We start from the raw sequence: 13,959 nt of genomic DNA on the forward strand, positions 1-13,959 counted from the left end.
CCAACCTCACACCGTGATGGTCTGGGTCAGTGACTCCCACGTCGGTGGTACCGGCCACGCCGCCGCCTGGTTGCCATCCAGCACCCTGCGCAGGTCGCGCGGATCGATCTGCGGCGCCAGCACGTGCACCAGCTCCAGCGCGTAGTCGCGCAGCACGCGGTCGCGCGGCAGCACCGCCCAGGCGATGCACTCGGCAATCGGTGCCGGCGCCGGCCATGCCTTCAAGTCCTCGTCGTTGGAACTGACCGCCATCTCGGCCAGCAGACCCACGCCCAGACCGGTGCGCACATAGGTCTTGATCAGATCGGCATCCAGCGCGGTCAGCGCCAGATCCGGCACCAGGCCGTTGGCGGCAAAGGCACGCTGCAGCGATGAATTCGGCCGGGTCGAGGATTCGTAGCTGATCAGCGGCTGCCGGGCCAGCGCGGCGAGGTCCGGGGTGCGGCCTGCGCGGTCCAGCGGGTGGCCCTTGGGCACCACCACCAGGCGCCGCCAGCGGAACAGCGGCACCGCAATGCCATCGGTAGGCTCGCTGCCAGCGGTGCTGATGATCGCAATGTCGGCATCGCCCTGGTTCAAGCGATCCAGTGCATCGGCTTCACCGGCCTGCTGCAGATGCACGCTCACCTGCGGATACGCCTGCTTGATCGCTGCCACCGCCGGCGGCAGCACGAAGCGCGCCTGGGTGTGGGTGGTGGTCAGGATCAGCTGGCCCTGGCTCTCGCGGCGCTGGTTGGCCGCGTAGGTGCGGATGTTGTTGGCCTCCGCCAGCACCGAGCGGGCGCGGGCGATGACCTCGGTACCGGCCGGTGTGACCGACTCCAGGCTGCGGCCCTTGCGAACGAACAGCAGGAAACCGAGCTCGTCCTCCAGCTGCTTGAGCTGCTTGGACAGGCCGGGCTGGGTGGCATGCACGCGCGAGGCGGCGAGCGTGATGTTCAGCTCGGCGTCGGCGATGGCAACCAGATAGCGCAGCTGGGTCAGCGTCATGGCAGGCGGGCGATGTGGGGGCGGAGGTCCACTCTAGGGTCAATTGCCGTCACCAGCTTATAACCAAAGGTTGTTTAAGAAAGGTATCTGGTCATTTCCGGGCGTCATATGCCGGCGCTACGGTCAGCCGGCAGCCGCTGGCCTGAACAGCCAGCCCTCCCCCTTCGCCCGCCGCAGCCCGGCGCGGCCCCTCTCCGGAGCGCTTCCATGGCCCTGTACGACTCCATCCTCGACACCGTCGGCAACACCCCAATCGTCAAGCTGCAGCGCCTGGCGCCGCCACAGGTCAGCCTCTACGCCAAGGTCGAGTCGTTCAACCCGGGCGGCTCTGTGAAGGATCGCCTGGCGCTGGCGATCATCCTCGACGCCGAAGCGCGTGGCCTGCTCAAGCCGGGCGACACCATCGTCGAGGCCACCTCGGGCAACACCGGCGTGGCACTGGCGATGGTCGCCGCCGCGCGCGGCTACAAGTTCGTGGCGACCATGGTCGAAACCTTCTCGGTGGAACGGCGCAAGCTGATGCGCGCGTATGGCGCCAAAGTGATCCTGACCCCGGCCGCCGAGCGCGGTAGCGGCATGGTACGCAAGGCCGCCGAACTGGCCGAGCAGCACGGCTGGTTCCTGGCCAGCCAGTTCGCCAACCCGGCCAACCCGGCGTACCACCGCAACACCACCGCCGCCGAGATCCTGCGCGACTTCGCCGGCAAGCGACTGGACTACTTCGTCAGTGGCTGGGGCACCGGCGGCACCCTCACCGGCGTCGGTGAAGTGCTGAAGGTCGCGCGCCCGCAGACGCGCATCATCGCCACCGAACCGGCCGGCGCCGCGCTGCTGAAGGGCGATGACTGGAAGCCGCACAAGATCCAGGGCTGGACCCCGGACTTCGTGCCGGACGTGCTCAACCGCGATGTGGTGGATGAACTGGTGACGGTGGAAGATGACCGCGCGATCGCCACCGCCCGCCGCCTGGCGGCGGAGGAAGGCATCTTCGTCGGCATCTCCGCTGGCGCCACTGTTGCCAGCGCACTGGATGTGGCCGCGCGCGCCGAACCGGGCTCGGTGATCCTGGCGATGCTGCCGGACACCGGTGAACGCTACTTCTCCACGCCGCTGTTCGCCGATGTGAATGAAGGTTCCGACGACGACTGGTTGGCCGGCCTGCCGTGAGCCCAGGGTCGAATCCCGTTTTCGTTCAAGGTAGCGCCGGGCCATGCCCGGCGTTGCTGTTTCCGGCATTCGCTTCGTCCACCATCCGCCGGGCATGGCCCGGCGCTACCGTTTCGCCACCTCCCCCTTTCTGCTTCAGCCTGCGTGAAGGCGCCGCCAGCCATCGTGCGTGAAGGCCGCCGGATCGCAGCGCGTGAGACGGTCATGACGCAGTATCAATGCCCTGTCCCCTACCTTGGGAACAGCCGGCGCAGATGCTGCGCGGAACACCTCACAGGCAGGAGACGGACGCATGAAGATCGAAGTTTGGCAGGGCGACATCACGACCCTGGCGGTGGATGCGATCGTCAACGCGGCCAATGAAACACTGCTCGGTGGTGGCGGTGTCGACGGTGCGATCCATCGCGCTGCTGGCCCAGCGCTGCTGGCCGAATGCGAGCAGCTGCCGGAACTGCGCCCCGGTGTGCGCTGCCCGACCGGCGAAGTGCGTGCCACCGACGCCCATGCGTTGCCGGCGCGGCATGTGCTGCATACGGTCGGCCCGGTGTGGCACGACGGTCAACGCGACGAACCGGCGCTGCTGGCCAACTGCTACTGGAAGTCCCTGCAGCTGGCAGAATCGCTGGGCGTGACATCGATCGCTTTCCCCGCGATCAGCTGCGGCGTGTACGGCTACCCGCTGTACCAAGCCGCGCAGATCGCAGTGACCGAAACGCTGGCATGGCAGCGCAGCCATGCACAACCGATGCGCATCGTGCTGGTGGCGTTCAATACCGCTACCGCCAAGGCGTACCAGCAGGCACTGACCGCTGCCGGCCAGAACGCGGACAACGAGCCACGCAGCTCGATGCTGCCACCATTGGGCGATACCGGATTTGCAGCCGCGCATTGAACGGCTGAAGGGGTTGGAACAGAAAAGGCCGGGCAATGCCCGGCCTTTTCTGTTGCGGCCTTGAGGTCATCCACGCTGCGCTTGGATCACCTCAACGGCTGGCAGCTTCCACCGCAGCAGCGGCATCATCGGCCACTGCGGCAGCAGCGTCTGCAGCCGCGCGCGCGGCTGAGGCTGCGGCACCGTCGGCGCTGGCACCCTCCACCTGCACGCGCACTTCCACCATGCCCGCGCCATTGTTCAGGCTGGACACGTCAATGGTGTAGTGACCGGCCGGCAAGGTCTCCTCCAGGCGCGCATTGGTACCGTTGCCACCGTCGTCGTCGGTCAGCTCGACATCACCGCCGACCACGCGCAGCACGGTGTCGACCTGGCTGGAGATCGCATCCAGGCGCACGTCGGCCGGGCGATCCAGGGTCAGCAGGAAACGACGGCGGCCATCGTTGTCGAGCATGGTGTACACGCTGCCCGACTTCGGCAGGGCGGTGCCATCGCGTTCAACCAGATTGCCCGGCAGTTCGATGCGATTGGCGGACAGGGTAAACATGCCATTGACACCGTCGCCCAGACCGCGCGCGGTCAAGGTGTACTTGCCCGGCTTCAGCGACAGGGTCAGGCGCGAGTTGGTGCTGTCGTTGCCATCATCGTTTTCGGCCTCAACGCCCTGGCCCGACAGCTTCAGCACCGGGTCGAACACATCCGACACCAGGCGGATCTCGTACAGGCCAGCCTTGTCCACCTGCAGGGTGTAGTCCTGCGAGCTGCCGGCCAGCATGTCGGCGATCTCACCGCTGCCCAACAGCGGCTTGCCGTCATACGGCTTCAGCTTCTCGGCGCGCAGGCGATACGGACCGAAGGCGCTCGGGCCATCGGCGTTGACCGCCACCTGGTAGGTGCCGCCACCGTTGGCACGGAAGGCCAGCGAGACGTCGCCTTCGCGTTCGTAGCCGGTATTGCTGGTGGATACCAGGCTGCCGTTGTTGAACACGGCGATCGAACCGGTCAGTGCACCGGTCAGCTTCAGGCCGACCAGGTCCTTGTCTTCCAGCTTGATCTGGTACAGCTGGTGGTGACTGCCGTCGTTGAAGTTGATGCCGCTGCGCGAGGTGATTTCGCCGGACACCGGCTTGTCGAAATCGAGCGACGCGGCCTTGCCTGCGTCACCACCGCCACCGATGCGGTTGCAACCGCCGGCGATCAGGACCGTGGCAACGGCCACTGTGATTGCTGCCAAACGCATGTTTTTTCTCCTTGGCCTTCCATGTATGTCCCGCACACCGGCCCGGTGCGTGGGGGCGGAAACGATACCCGCAAAAGCAAACGCCGGCGTGATGCCGGCGTTGCCCTGTTCATCCTGCGATGGGACGGATCAACCGTTCCACTTGCCCAGCGCGGCCAGGCCATTGTCCTTGGCGCGCTCGTACACGGTCTTCTGGGCAGCAGCGTAGTTGCCCTTCATGTCCTTGGCCCACAGCTTCAGCGCAGCCTGCTGCATCGCGCGGCCGTAGGAGAAGCTCAGCGGCCACGGCAGGTTGCCCATCTGGTTCATGGCGTTGAGGTGAGCGGTGGACTGCTCGTCGCTCTGGCCGCCGGACAGGAACACCACACCCGGCAGGATCGCCGGCACGGTGCTCTTCAGGCACATCACGGTCGACTCGGCCACTTCCTCGACGTCGGCCTGCTCATCGCAGTTCTTGCCGGAGATGACCATCGAGGCCTTCAGGATGGTGCCTTCCAGCAGCACGTTCTGCTGGTACAGCGCATCGAACAGCGAACGCAGGGTCGCTTCGGTGACTTCATAGCAGGTCTCGATGTCGTGGTCGCCGTCCATGATCACTTCCGGCTCGACCATCGGCACCAGGCCGCATTCCTGGCACAGCGCTGCGTAGCGGGCCAGCGCGTGGGCGTTGGACTCGATGCAGGTGCCCGACGGAATGCTCTCGCCGATGTTGATCACCGCACGCCACTTGGCGAAGCGCGCGCCCAGCTTGTAGTACTCCTGCAGGCGCTCGCGCAGGCCGTCCAGGCCTTCGGTCACCAGCTCGCCCGGGCAGCCGGCCAGCGGGTGCGCACCCTTGTCCACCTTGATGCCCGGAATCATGCCGTGGTCGGCCATGTACTTGGCGAACGGCACGCCGTCCTTGGTCGACTGACGGATGGTTTCGTCGTACAGGATGGCGCCGGAAATATGCTCGTTGAGCTTGGGCGTGGTCAGCAGCAGTTCGCGGTAGGCACGACGGTTCTCCTCGGTGTTCTCGATACCGACGCCGGCGAAACGCTTGGCGATGGTAGCGGTGGATTCGTCGATCGCGATGATGCCCTTGCCCGGGGCAACCATGGCCTGGGCGGTTTCAGCCAGCTGTTCGATGCTCATGTACTTCCTGTGGCGGGTGCGGGAAAAACGTAAGTATAGCCCCGCTACCCGTTGCCTCGCCGTAGAGGCCAGGCTGGAAACGATTCCAATGTCCGCACTGGACAAGGGATGTCCTGTGGCATGGGGTCAGAGCCCCTTCGGGGATCTGACCCGGGGTCGGATCCGCAACGCGGCTCGGACCCCAGGCCAACAATACTTACAGGTCGCCCAGACCGCTGGCGCGGCCGTCTTCGCCCACTTCCAGCAGGCGCAGGGTGTTGGTCGCACCCAGGGTTTCCATGTGCTCGCCGCTGGTGAACACCACGCGGTCGCCGGCCTGCAGCAGATCGGCTTCAACCAGCAGGCGGATGCTGCCGCGCGCGGCTTCGCGCGGGGTCAGGCCACGGCTGTCGAAGTTGATCGGATACACGTCGCGCATCAGCGCCATCTGCCGACGGGCGCCGTCATGGCGGGTGACCGCGAACACCGGCGCCTTGGCGCGGAAGCGCGACAGGTAGCGGGCGGTGCCACCGGACTCGGTCATCGCCACGATCGCGCGCACGCCCACGTGCTGCGACAGGAACATGGTGGCCATGGCAATGGCCTGGTCGGCACGTTCCAGGTTGCGCGGCGAGGCGTTGAAGTCGGTCTCGGTCTGGAACTGGCGCTCGGCACCCAGGCAGATCCGCGCCATCGCTTCCACGGCCTTGACCGGGTAGGCACCGGCAGCAGTTTCGGCCGACAGCATGACCGCATCGGTGCCGTCGATGACCGAGTTGGCCACGTCCAGCACTTCGGCGCGGGTCGGGATCGGGCTTTCGACCATCGACTGCAGCATCTGCGTAGCGGTGATGACCACCTTGTTCTGCGCCAGCGAGGCCTTGATGATCTTCTTCTGCAGGCCCGGCAGTTCGGCATCGCCGATTTCCACGCCGAGGTCACCGCGCGCAACCATCACCACGTCACTGGCCTCGACGATCTCTTCGAGGTTTTCGATGGCCTCGGTGCGCTCGATCTTCGACACCAGCGCGGCGTAGCAGCCGTGCGATTCAGCGATCTCGCGCGCGTCATTCATGTCCTGCGCATTGCGGCAGAACGACACGGCGATGAAGTCGACGCCGATCTTGGCGACGATGCCGATCAGTTCCTTGTCGCGCTCGGTCAGCGCGCCCAGCGACAGGCCACCGCCCTGCTTGTTCAGCCCCTTGCGGTCAGACAGCGCGCCGTCGTTGAGCACGGTGTTGATGATGCGCTCGCCTTCCACTTCGACCACCTGCAGCTGCATCAGGCCATCGTCGAGCAGCAGGACATCACCCGGGCCGACGTCCTGCGGCAGGCCGAGGTAGCTCACGCCGACCTGGGTCGCATCACCGGGGCCGGCATTGGTGCTGGCGATCAGGTCGAAACGGTCGCCCGCCTTCAACTGCACCTTGCCTTCGGCGAAGCGCTCGATGCGGATCTTCGGGCCCGGCAGGTCGGCCAGGATGCCCACTTCCACGCCGACGCGGGCCGCAGCCGCACGCACTTCGGCGGCGCGCTTGGCCTGGCCGGACGGATCACCGTGGCTGAAGTTCAGCCGCACCACGTTGACGCCGGCGCGGAACAGATCCTCCAGCACGCCCGGCGGATCAGTGGCCGGGCCGAGGGTGGCAAGGATCTTGGTGCGACGCTGACGCTCGAACATGGTGAATGGGCCTCTCCCGATAAAGAACGGAAATTAGCACATCCTTCACGCCGCATGTATACGGTTACAGCCTTGCGCTGCCTGACTTCGCGGGTCATCGAACGGACATCGGCCGGACATACGCTGGCGCAGGGTCGTGGTAGCGCTGGGCCATGCCCGGCGGGTGCTGGGCAAAGCCGCCGGGCATGGCCCGGCGCTACCGATCAAAGGCGCATCACGCCAGCAGCGTTTCCAGCTGCGCCGGTTCGCGTGCCAGTTGCCCGGCGCCGGCCTCGGTCAGCTCCTGCTCGCCACCGAAGCCCCACAGCACACCGATGCTGCGCAGGCCGTGGTGACGCGCGCCTTCGATGTCCATGCGGCGGTCGCCGATCATCCAGCAGTGCGCCGGCTGCACCTGCAGCCGGCGCAGCGCTTCACCGACCAGTTCCGGCTTGTGGCTGCGCGAGCCATCCAGGGTCGAGCCGACGATCTCCTCGAACAGCCCGCCGAACGGCAGGTGGGCAAGGATGCGGCGCGCATGCGGCTCGTTCTTGGCGGTGACCACCGCCAGGCGGTGACCACGACCGTGCAGCGTGCGCAGCGTGTCTTCCACCTGCGGATACACCGTGTGCTCGCGCCAGCCTTCGGCATCGAAACGTTCACGGTAGTAGCCGACGGCCTGTTCCACCCGCGCCGGTTCGACGAACAGCGGCGCGAAGGTGGTCCGCAACGACGGACCGATCCAGCCCAGCAGGGTGTCCTGCGGCGGCACCGGATGGTCCATCTTCTGCAGCGCGTAGGCGATGCAGGCGGTGATGCCCACCTGCGAATCGATCAGCGTGCCGTCGAGGTCGAAGAACAGCACATCCCTGCCGTGGTCGGCATTCATGCGCCGCGCGCGTCGAGTGCGGCCACGGCCGGCAGGGTCTTGCCTTCCAGGAACTCCAGGAACGCACCACCGCCGGTGGAGATGTAGCTGACCTGCGCGGCGATATCGAACTTGTCGACCGCAGCCAGGGTGTCGCCACCGCCGGCGATGGAGAACGCGTTGGAGCTGGCGATGGCGCGCGCCAGCGCTTCGGTGCCCTTGCTGAAGGCCTCGAACTCGAACACGCCGACCGGACCGTTCCAGACCACGGTGCCGGCGTTTTCGATCAGCTGCGCGTACTGCGCGGCGGTCTGCGGGCCGATGTCCAGGATCAGGTCGTCTTCGGCGACGGCATCGACCGCCTTCACTTCAGCCACGGCATCGGGCAGGAACTGCTTGGCGGTGACCACGTCGACCGGCAGCGGGATGTCCGCGCCACGGGCCTTGGCATCGGCGACGATCTTCTTCGCGGTGTCCAGCAGGTCCGGCTCATACAGCGACTTGCCGACGTTGTAGCCAGCGGCGGCGATGAAGGTATTGGCGATGCCGCCACCGACGATCAGCTGGTCGACCTTGCCAACCAGGCTGGCAAGCAGTTCCAGCTTGGTGCTGACCTTGCTGCCGGCGACGATCGCCAGCAGCGGCTTGGCCGGGGCATCCAGCGCCTGGGCCAGCGCATCCAGCTCGGCCATCAGCAGCGGGCCACCGGCCGCGACCGGTGCGAAGCGGATGACGCCGTGGGTGGAGGCCTGGGCGCGGTGCGCAGTACCGAAGGCATCCATCACGAACACGTCGCACAGCGCGGCGTACTTCTTCGACAGGGCTTCATCGTCCTTGCCCTCGCCGACATTCATGCGGCAGTTTTCCAGCAGCACCAGCTGCCCCGGCTGCACGTCGACGCCGTCGACCCAGTCGCGCACCAGCGGAACCTCGCGGCCGAGCAGCTCGGACAGGCGCTGGGCCACCGGCGCCAGCGAATCGGCTTCGCTCCACACGCCTTCCTTCGGGCGCCCCAGGTGCGAGGTGACCATCACCGCCGCGCCCTGCTCCAGCGCGCGCTTGAGCGTCGGCAGCGAAGCGGTGATGCGCTGTTCGGAGGTGATGCGGCCATTCTCGATCGGCACGTTCAGATCCTGGCGGATCAGCACGCGCTTGCCGGAGAGGTCGAGGTCGGTCATGCGGACGATGGACATGGGCAACTCTTTGGCTCAGGGACGGGATGCCGGGCTACGGCAGACGGCCATTGTATCGGGTGCGGGTGGTGGGAGGGCCGATGCCTGCGGCAGGCAGAAGCGCAGGGCGACAGCAACGGCAACAGCAACAGCAACGGCCGAAGCCAAAGCGCTGGCGCTTCGTGGTGCTGTGGATGGGCCGGGGTGGTGTGGGCTGGCAGGGGACGCCGTAAACCCATCCATGGGGGCTTGGTCGCGGCATCCATGCCGCTCACCCCCCTGCCAGCCCACACCACCCCGGCCTCGACAGGTTCATGTGGCGGAGCGGATGGCAAAAGCAGAAGCGGTTTCTGATGTCGGTTGGAAAATGAAGGGGTCAGATCCGTTTTCCTGCGGAAAACGGATCTGACCCCGATGGCATCGTTGTTCTGTGGAGCCGAGCGTGGGCTCGGCTGGATCTATCGCGAACAGCAGCCGAGCGTCGGCTCGGCTCTACAAGAAGCGCGCAGCCAAGCTGCTTTGCTTTTGCTCTTCTTTTTTCTCTTCCATGGGTGGACGCACACGGAAACTGTCAGAGGTCGGGCGGGTGGGCTGGGCAGGGGTATCCGCGCCATGGATGGCGCGGCTAAGCCTCCAGGGACGGATTCACGGCGTCCCCTGCCCAGCCCACCCGCCCGGCCAAGCGCGGCTTTTCGCTCTACGCGACCAACCGCCCACCCACGAGGGGCTGCGCCGTTCGCCGGAACCTACGCCGAAGGCGCAGGCTTCTGCCGAAGCAGGCTGACCGCCAGGCCGCCCACCACCAGCACGCCCAACCCCAACAACGCCCACAGCAGCCACGCCTTCCAATCGCGCTGCGGCTTCAGCGCCGCGTCGCCGGCCAGCGGTTCCGGGCTGCCTTCCAGGCGCGCCAGCGTCGGCTGCCAGGAGGGGTCATTGCGCTGCCGCAGTTCCTCGATCAGCACCCCCACCGGTGCCTCCGCCCGGCGTGCGGTCGAACTGCCTACCGCCAACGCATACGGTGCCGCGCCCTGGCTCAGGAACACCAGCACTTCCGGCTGATAGCCCAGGCGCAGGGTCGGCGCCGTCGCCGTTTCAGCCGGGTTCGCCACCAGCTTCCAGTAACGGTCGCGGTGGATGCCGCCCAGCGGTTGCGCGGCAGACTGCTGGCGCTGGCCCTGGGCGCCCTGCTGCAGCTGGTAGGCAATCCACGGTGCGCTGCGGCGCTGCCATTCCGCGCTCTCGTCATCGCGGCTGAACAACGTCCACTGCACCAGGCTGTTGTCGGTGCTGGCCACGTCGGCGCGCGCCACCGGGAAGCGGCCGTCCAGCTCGAAGGTGTACTCGCCCTTGCCCTTCGACGTCGGCTCCAGCGACAGCCATTCCCACGGCAGCGTGGCCGGTGCAGGCGGCAGCTCGGCCAGCACACTGCGCAGGGTCGGCAGGCGTGCTTCGCCCTGTGCCAACACGCGCACGTAGCGAGCGCTGCTATCCACCTGCAGCCGGCGCTGCAACAGGCGCTTGCCGGCGCGCTGCAGGTCCACCAGCGGCACGTCCCGCGCGATCGGGCGCCAGTTCTGCAGATCGTCGCTGGCGTCCAGCTGCACCTGTGCCTGCAGCGGCTGGCCGCTGTCGGCCCAGTCCAGCACCAGCGCTGCCAACGGCTGCTGGCCAAGCACGCTGGCGTCGATCAGCCAACCGCCCTGCCCGTTCGTCACCGCGCCGCCGCCCACACGCGCTTCAACCCGGCGCACGCGGCCGTCGGTATCGCGTTCGGTCAGCAGCTGCAGGTCATTGCGCTGCGCTTCGGCCAGCGGCGGCAGCACGAACCATGGCAGCTCGCGCTGCACCGGCGGCTGTGCCAACGGCTGGTCCGGTGCCAGCAGCGCCGATGGCAGCGATTGGCCCGCCGCGTTGAACACCTGCAGATCGCCCAGGTCGGCGGCACCGGCACGGCGGTAGATCGCCGGTTCCAGCACGACGCGATACGCGCCGGACTGCACACTGGACAACGTCAACGGCCATTGTTCGGCGTACTGGGTGCGGTACTCGGCGGCCTGTGCCGCGACGGCGGCCAGCATGCCGAACATCACCGGCAGCAGCGCCCTGCTCCACTTCCTCATTGTTTTTCCTCCACGGACGGCGCCGCGCTGGGCGGTGCCGGTGCCAGATACCCCACGACCGTGCACAGCAGGCCGTAGGCGATGAACGATGCGATGCCGAGCAGGTTGCCCAGGTGCTGGCGATCGATGAGTACCAGCTTGGCCAGCACCACGCCCATCAGCACGGCACCCACCATCCACAACACGCGCTGGCCGCGACGCGAGCCCCATACCCAGGCGATCACGCCAAGCACGCTCCACAGCACGGTCAAGCTGGTCTGGGCCAGGCTGAAGCGCATCATCGAGGCACTCCAGGAGAGGCCGCCCCACTGGTGCACGCCATGCAGCACCAGGCTGGTCAGCGCAATGAAGGCCGCCAGCGCCAGCACGGGCAGGCGGACCTTCAGCAGTGCCTGCGGCGCCTGATCGCTGTACAGCCAGCGCGCCAGCAACAGCAGGCTCAGCCACTGCCCGATCTCGGCCGGGTTCAATACCGGCAGCCACAGCAGTGGCGCGGCATCACCCGGCAGCAGCTGGCCGAACAACCAGCCGATCGACAGCAGGCCGAACAGCACGCACTGCAGCGGCAGGCGCACGCTGTCGAAGGCCACGCCCAGCGGCCAGCGCAGGACGTTCCAGCGCCACAGCGACAGCGCCGCCATCAGCAGCCACGGCAGCGTGACCAGCAGGGTCGTCCAGCCCTGCGCCAAGTTGGCCTCGCCACCGCCCCACAGGGCCAGCAGCGAAAGCAGCGACGGCCACAGCAGCCACCACAGGAACTGCGCGATGCGTGCCACGGTGTCGCCGCCCTGGCGCAGGCACAGCAGCGTGCGCACACCCAGTACCGCGAACACCGCCCAGGCCAGCGCACCGTAGCCGGCGAACGGTTGCTGGTGCGCATCGCTCTGCATCAGCGCCAGCGGGAAGCCCAGCGCCAGCATCGCTAGTGCAGTCACGCCCAGCGCGCGCGCCGGCTGGCGACGCTGCATTTCCGCGGCCAACCATGCGGTAACCGCGGCCAGCACCAGCAGTGCATCCACTTCGATGCGGTAGGGGAAGAACCGGGTGATCTCGTGCACCAGGCCACCCAGCCACCACAGCAGTCCCCACAGGTAGTAGACCAGCGCGATCTCGTGACGCTCCCTGCGCTGGTAACTCCACGCCGACGCGAAGCCGGCCACGGCCAGCAGCAGCGCACCAATCGCCGTCGGGTTGAGCAGGAAACGCAGGTCCTCATGCCAGTGATCGCCACCGGCAACGAAGGCGAACGCGGCACCCATCTGCAGCAATGCACCGGACACCTGCGGCAGCCAGCGCTTCTGGCGCAGCCCCAGCCAGGCCAGGCCGGCACCTTCCAGTGCGAACACCGCACCGGTTGCACGCGCCGACAGCGCCAACGGCACCGCCAGCGTGGCGAAGCCCACCGCCAGCACCGCATGCGACTGCGCCAGCACGGTGTACGACGCACGCGCGATCAGCGCCCGCGCCAGCACCGCGTAGATCGCAGCCAGGCCCAGTGCACACAGTGCCAGCGTCATCGGCTGCTCATGCAGCATGCCGGCCTGCAGCGAGAACGCGACCAGCGGCGTGCCGAACACCAGGCTACCGTCGACCAGATCGCGCCGACCCGCCGGCTGACGGCGTGCATACAGCAGCGGGATCAACAGATAGAAGGCGAAGAACAGCAACAGGAACGGCTCGGTGCTGCTGAACTTCTCAGGCGCGTACTGCAGCACGCCCCAGAAGGTACCGATGCCGAACGTAAAAGCGAAGCCGAGCAGATTCAGCGCACGCCATGGACGGAACCAGGCGATGGCGAAAATGCCTGCGTTGAGCACCGCGTAATAGCTGAACAACCCCACGTGGTTGCCGCTGCCCGTGGACAGCCACAACGGCGCCATGAAGCCGGCGAGGATGCCCAGCACCGCCAGCGTGCGCGAGTTCTGTACCACCGCCAGCACGCACAGCCCGGCCACCAGTGCGATCGAACTGGCAAAGGCAAAGCCTGGGTTGAGCAGTTCAAAGCGTTTGAACGCGGCGAAGATGGTCAGCAGCAGCACGCCGATGGCACCGCCCTGCAGGGCCAGCGCAAACAGGCGCCGACGTTCGCGCTGGTGCCAGCCGAAGGCCAGCAGGCCCAGTGCACCCACGGTGACGCCGGCCAGGCGCAGTTCGATCGGCAGCACCAGCCAGCCCTGGTCGCTGACGTACTTCAGCAGTGCGGCGACACCGGCCAGCAGCACCAGCATGCCGATCTTGACCGGCACGTTGCCTTCGGTGAACCAGCGTTTGACCGCACCGACGCCACGCTCGATGAAATTCGGCAGCGCCGGCTCGGCCGGCAACGGCGGCTGTACTGGTGACGGTGGCACCGGAGGCGGCGTGAGCGGTCGCGGCGCGGGCACTTCGGCCGAGGCCTGTTCGCGCAGCGGCGGCGGTGGTGGCAGCGGCGGGGTGGCCAGCACCGGCCGCAGGAACGGCGGATCGGCACTGGTGGAAGCCGCGGCGGCAGGCCGTGCAGGCGCGGCCTCGGTGGTGGTTGAGGCCGCTGCGCGGGGGGCCGGCGCGCCGTCCAGGGCGCTCTCCAGCGCGGCGACGCGACGGCGCAGGCCGGCAATCATCACCAGCGCCACCACCAGCAGCAGCGGAATGGCCAGCAGGACGAGTACGACCAGGGCTATCAATGCTTCCATTGCGTGCTTCCATTGCGATCCCGCGCCCCAGCGGCAGCGGTCGACCGGCCCATGCTACG

At 67.4% G+C, this 13,959-nt stretch carries 10 protein-coding genes; 2 read left to right on the forward strand and 8 right to left on the reverse strand.

Annotated elements, in window-relative coordinates; all coding sequences use genetic code 11:
- Nucleotides 1-6 precede the first annotated feature (6 nt).
- A complete protein-coding gene (locus SMAL_RS16315) occupies nucleotides 7-990 on the reverse strand; it encodes a LysR family transcriptional regulator (RefSeq protein WP_012511956.1) in 984 nt (327 codons plus the stop codon).
- Nucleotides 991-1,197: 207 nt separating this feature from the next.
- Between SMAL_RS16315 and cysK the strand changes: the two genes are divergently transcribed.
- Together cysK and SMAL_RS16325 are read left to right on the forward strand one after the other, a co-directional pair.
- Complete coding sequence (gene cysK / locus SMAL_RS16320) at nucleotides 1,198-2,157, forward strand: cysteine synthase A (protein WP_012511957.1); 960 nt, start codon at nucleotides 1,198-1,200, stop codon at nucleotides 2,155-2,157.
- A gap of 292 nt (nucleotides 2,158-2,449) precedes the next feature.
- Nucleotides 2,450-3,049, forward strand: a complete 600-nt coding sequence (locus SMAL_RS16325; protein ID WP_006388480.1) for an O-acetyl-ADP-ribose deacetylase — start codon at nucleotides 2,450-2,452, stop codon at nucleotides 3,047-3,049.
- 91 nt (nucleotides 3,050-3,140) lie between these two features.
- Here SMAL_RS16325 and SMAL_RS16330 read toward each other — a convergent pair whose 3' ends face one another.
- The 7 genes from SMAL_RS16330 to SMAL_RS16360 form a co-directional block, all read right to left on the reverse strand.
- A complete protein-coding gene (locus tag SMAL_RS16330; RefSeq protein ID WP_012511958.1) occupies nucleotides 3,141-4,289 on the reverse strand; it encodes an iron-sulfur cluster assembly protein in 1,149 nt (382 codons plus the stop codon).
- Nucleotides 4,290-4,418: 129 nt separating this feature from the next.
- A complete protein-coding gene (locus SMAL_RS16335) occupies nucleotides 4,419-5,423 on the reverse strand; it encodes a class I fructose-bisphosphate aldolase (protein ID WP_006388532.1) in 1,005 nt (334 codons plus the stop codon).
- A gap of 196 nt (nucleotides 5,424-5,619) precedes the next feature.
- Nucleotides 5,620-7,086, reverse strand: coding sequence for a pyruvate kinase (gene pyk, locus SMAL_RS16340; RefSeq protein ID WP_006388586.1), 1,467 nt, complete (start codon nucleotides 7,084-7,086; stop codon nucleotides 5,620-5,622).
- Nucleotides 7,087-7,300: 214 nt separating this feature from the next.
- On the reverse strand, nucleotides 7,301-7,954 hold the full coding sequence (locus tag SMAL_RS16345; protein WP_012511959.1) for an HAD-IA family hydrolase: 654 nt from the start codon (nucleotides 7,952-7,954) through the stop codon (nucleotides 7,301-7,303).
- Nucleotides 7,951-9,126, reverse strand: coding sequence for a phosphoglycerate kinase (locus SMAL_RS16350; protein WP_012511960.1), 1,176 nt, complete (start codon nucleotides 9,124-9,126; stop codon nucleotides 7,951-7,953). Before SMAL_RS16350 ends, SMAL_RS16345 begins: the two co-directional genes overlap by 4 nt.
- A 725-nt stretch (nucleotides 9,127-9,851) precedes the next feature.
- Entirely contained in the window at nucleotides 9,852-11,228 is a 1,377-nt protein-coding gene (locus SMAL_RS16355) for a DUF3999 domain-containing protein (RefSeq protein WP_012511961.1), read from the reverse strand.
- A complete protein-coding gene (locus tag SMAL_RS16360) occupies nucleotides 11,225-13,900 on the reverse strand; it encodes a DUF2339 domain-containing protein (protein WP_012511962.1) in 2,676 nt (891 codons plus the stop codon). The genes SMAL_RS16355 and SMAL_RS16360 overlap by 4 nt, the downstream gene beginning before the upstream one ends.
- Between the last annotated feature and the right edge of the window lie 59 nt (nucleotides 13,901-13,959).

This window comes from Stenotrophomonas maltophilia R551-3 (genome assembly GCF_000020665.1).
GTDB lineage: Bacteria > Pseudomonadota > Gammaproteobacteria > Xanthomonadales > Xanthomonadaceae > Stenotrophomonas > Stenotrophomonas maltophilia_L.

Coding starts and splice junctions, on each gene's coding strand:
- SMAL_RS16345 (WP_012511959.1), bottom strand. CDS start 7,954: ATGAATGCCGACCACGGCAGGGATGTGCTGTTCTTCGACCTCGACGGC.
- cysK (WP_012511957.1), top strand. CDS start 1,198: ATGGCCCTGTACGACTCCATCCTCGACACCGTCGGCAACACCCCAATC.
- SMAL_RS16335 (WP_006388532.1), bottom strand. CDS start 5,423: ATGAGCATCGAACAGCTGGCTGAAACCGCCCAGGCCATGGTTGCCCCG.
- SMAL_RS16330 (WP_012511958.1), bottom strand. CDS start 4,289: ATGCGTTTGGCAGCAATCACAGTGGCCGTTGCCACGGTCCTGATCGCC.
- pyk (WP_006388586.1), bottom strand. CDS start 7,086: ATGTTCGAGCGTCAGCGTCGCACCAAGATCCTTGCCACCCTCGGCCCG.
- SMAL_RS16360 (WP_012511962.1), bottom strand. CDS start 13,900: ATGGAAGCATTGATAGCCCTGGTCGTACTCGTCCTGCTGGCCATTCCG.
- SMAL_RS16315 (WP_012511956.1), bottom strand. CDS start 990: ATGACGCTGACCCAGCTGCGCTATCTGGTTGCCATCGCCGACGCCGAG.
- SMAL_RS16325 (WP_006388480.1), top strand. CDS start 2,450: ATGAAGATCGAAGTTTGGCAGGGCGACATCACGACCCTGGCGGTGGAT.
- SMAL_RS16355 (WP_012511961.1), bottom strand. CDS start 11,228: ATGAGGAAGTGGAGCAGGGCGCTGCTGCCGGTGATGTTCGGCATGCTG.
- SMAL_RS16350 (WP_012511960.1), bottom strand. CDS start 9,126: ATGTCCATCGTCCGCATGACCGACCTCGACCTCTCCGGCAAGCGCGTG.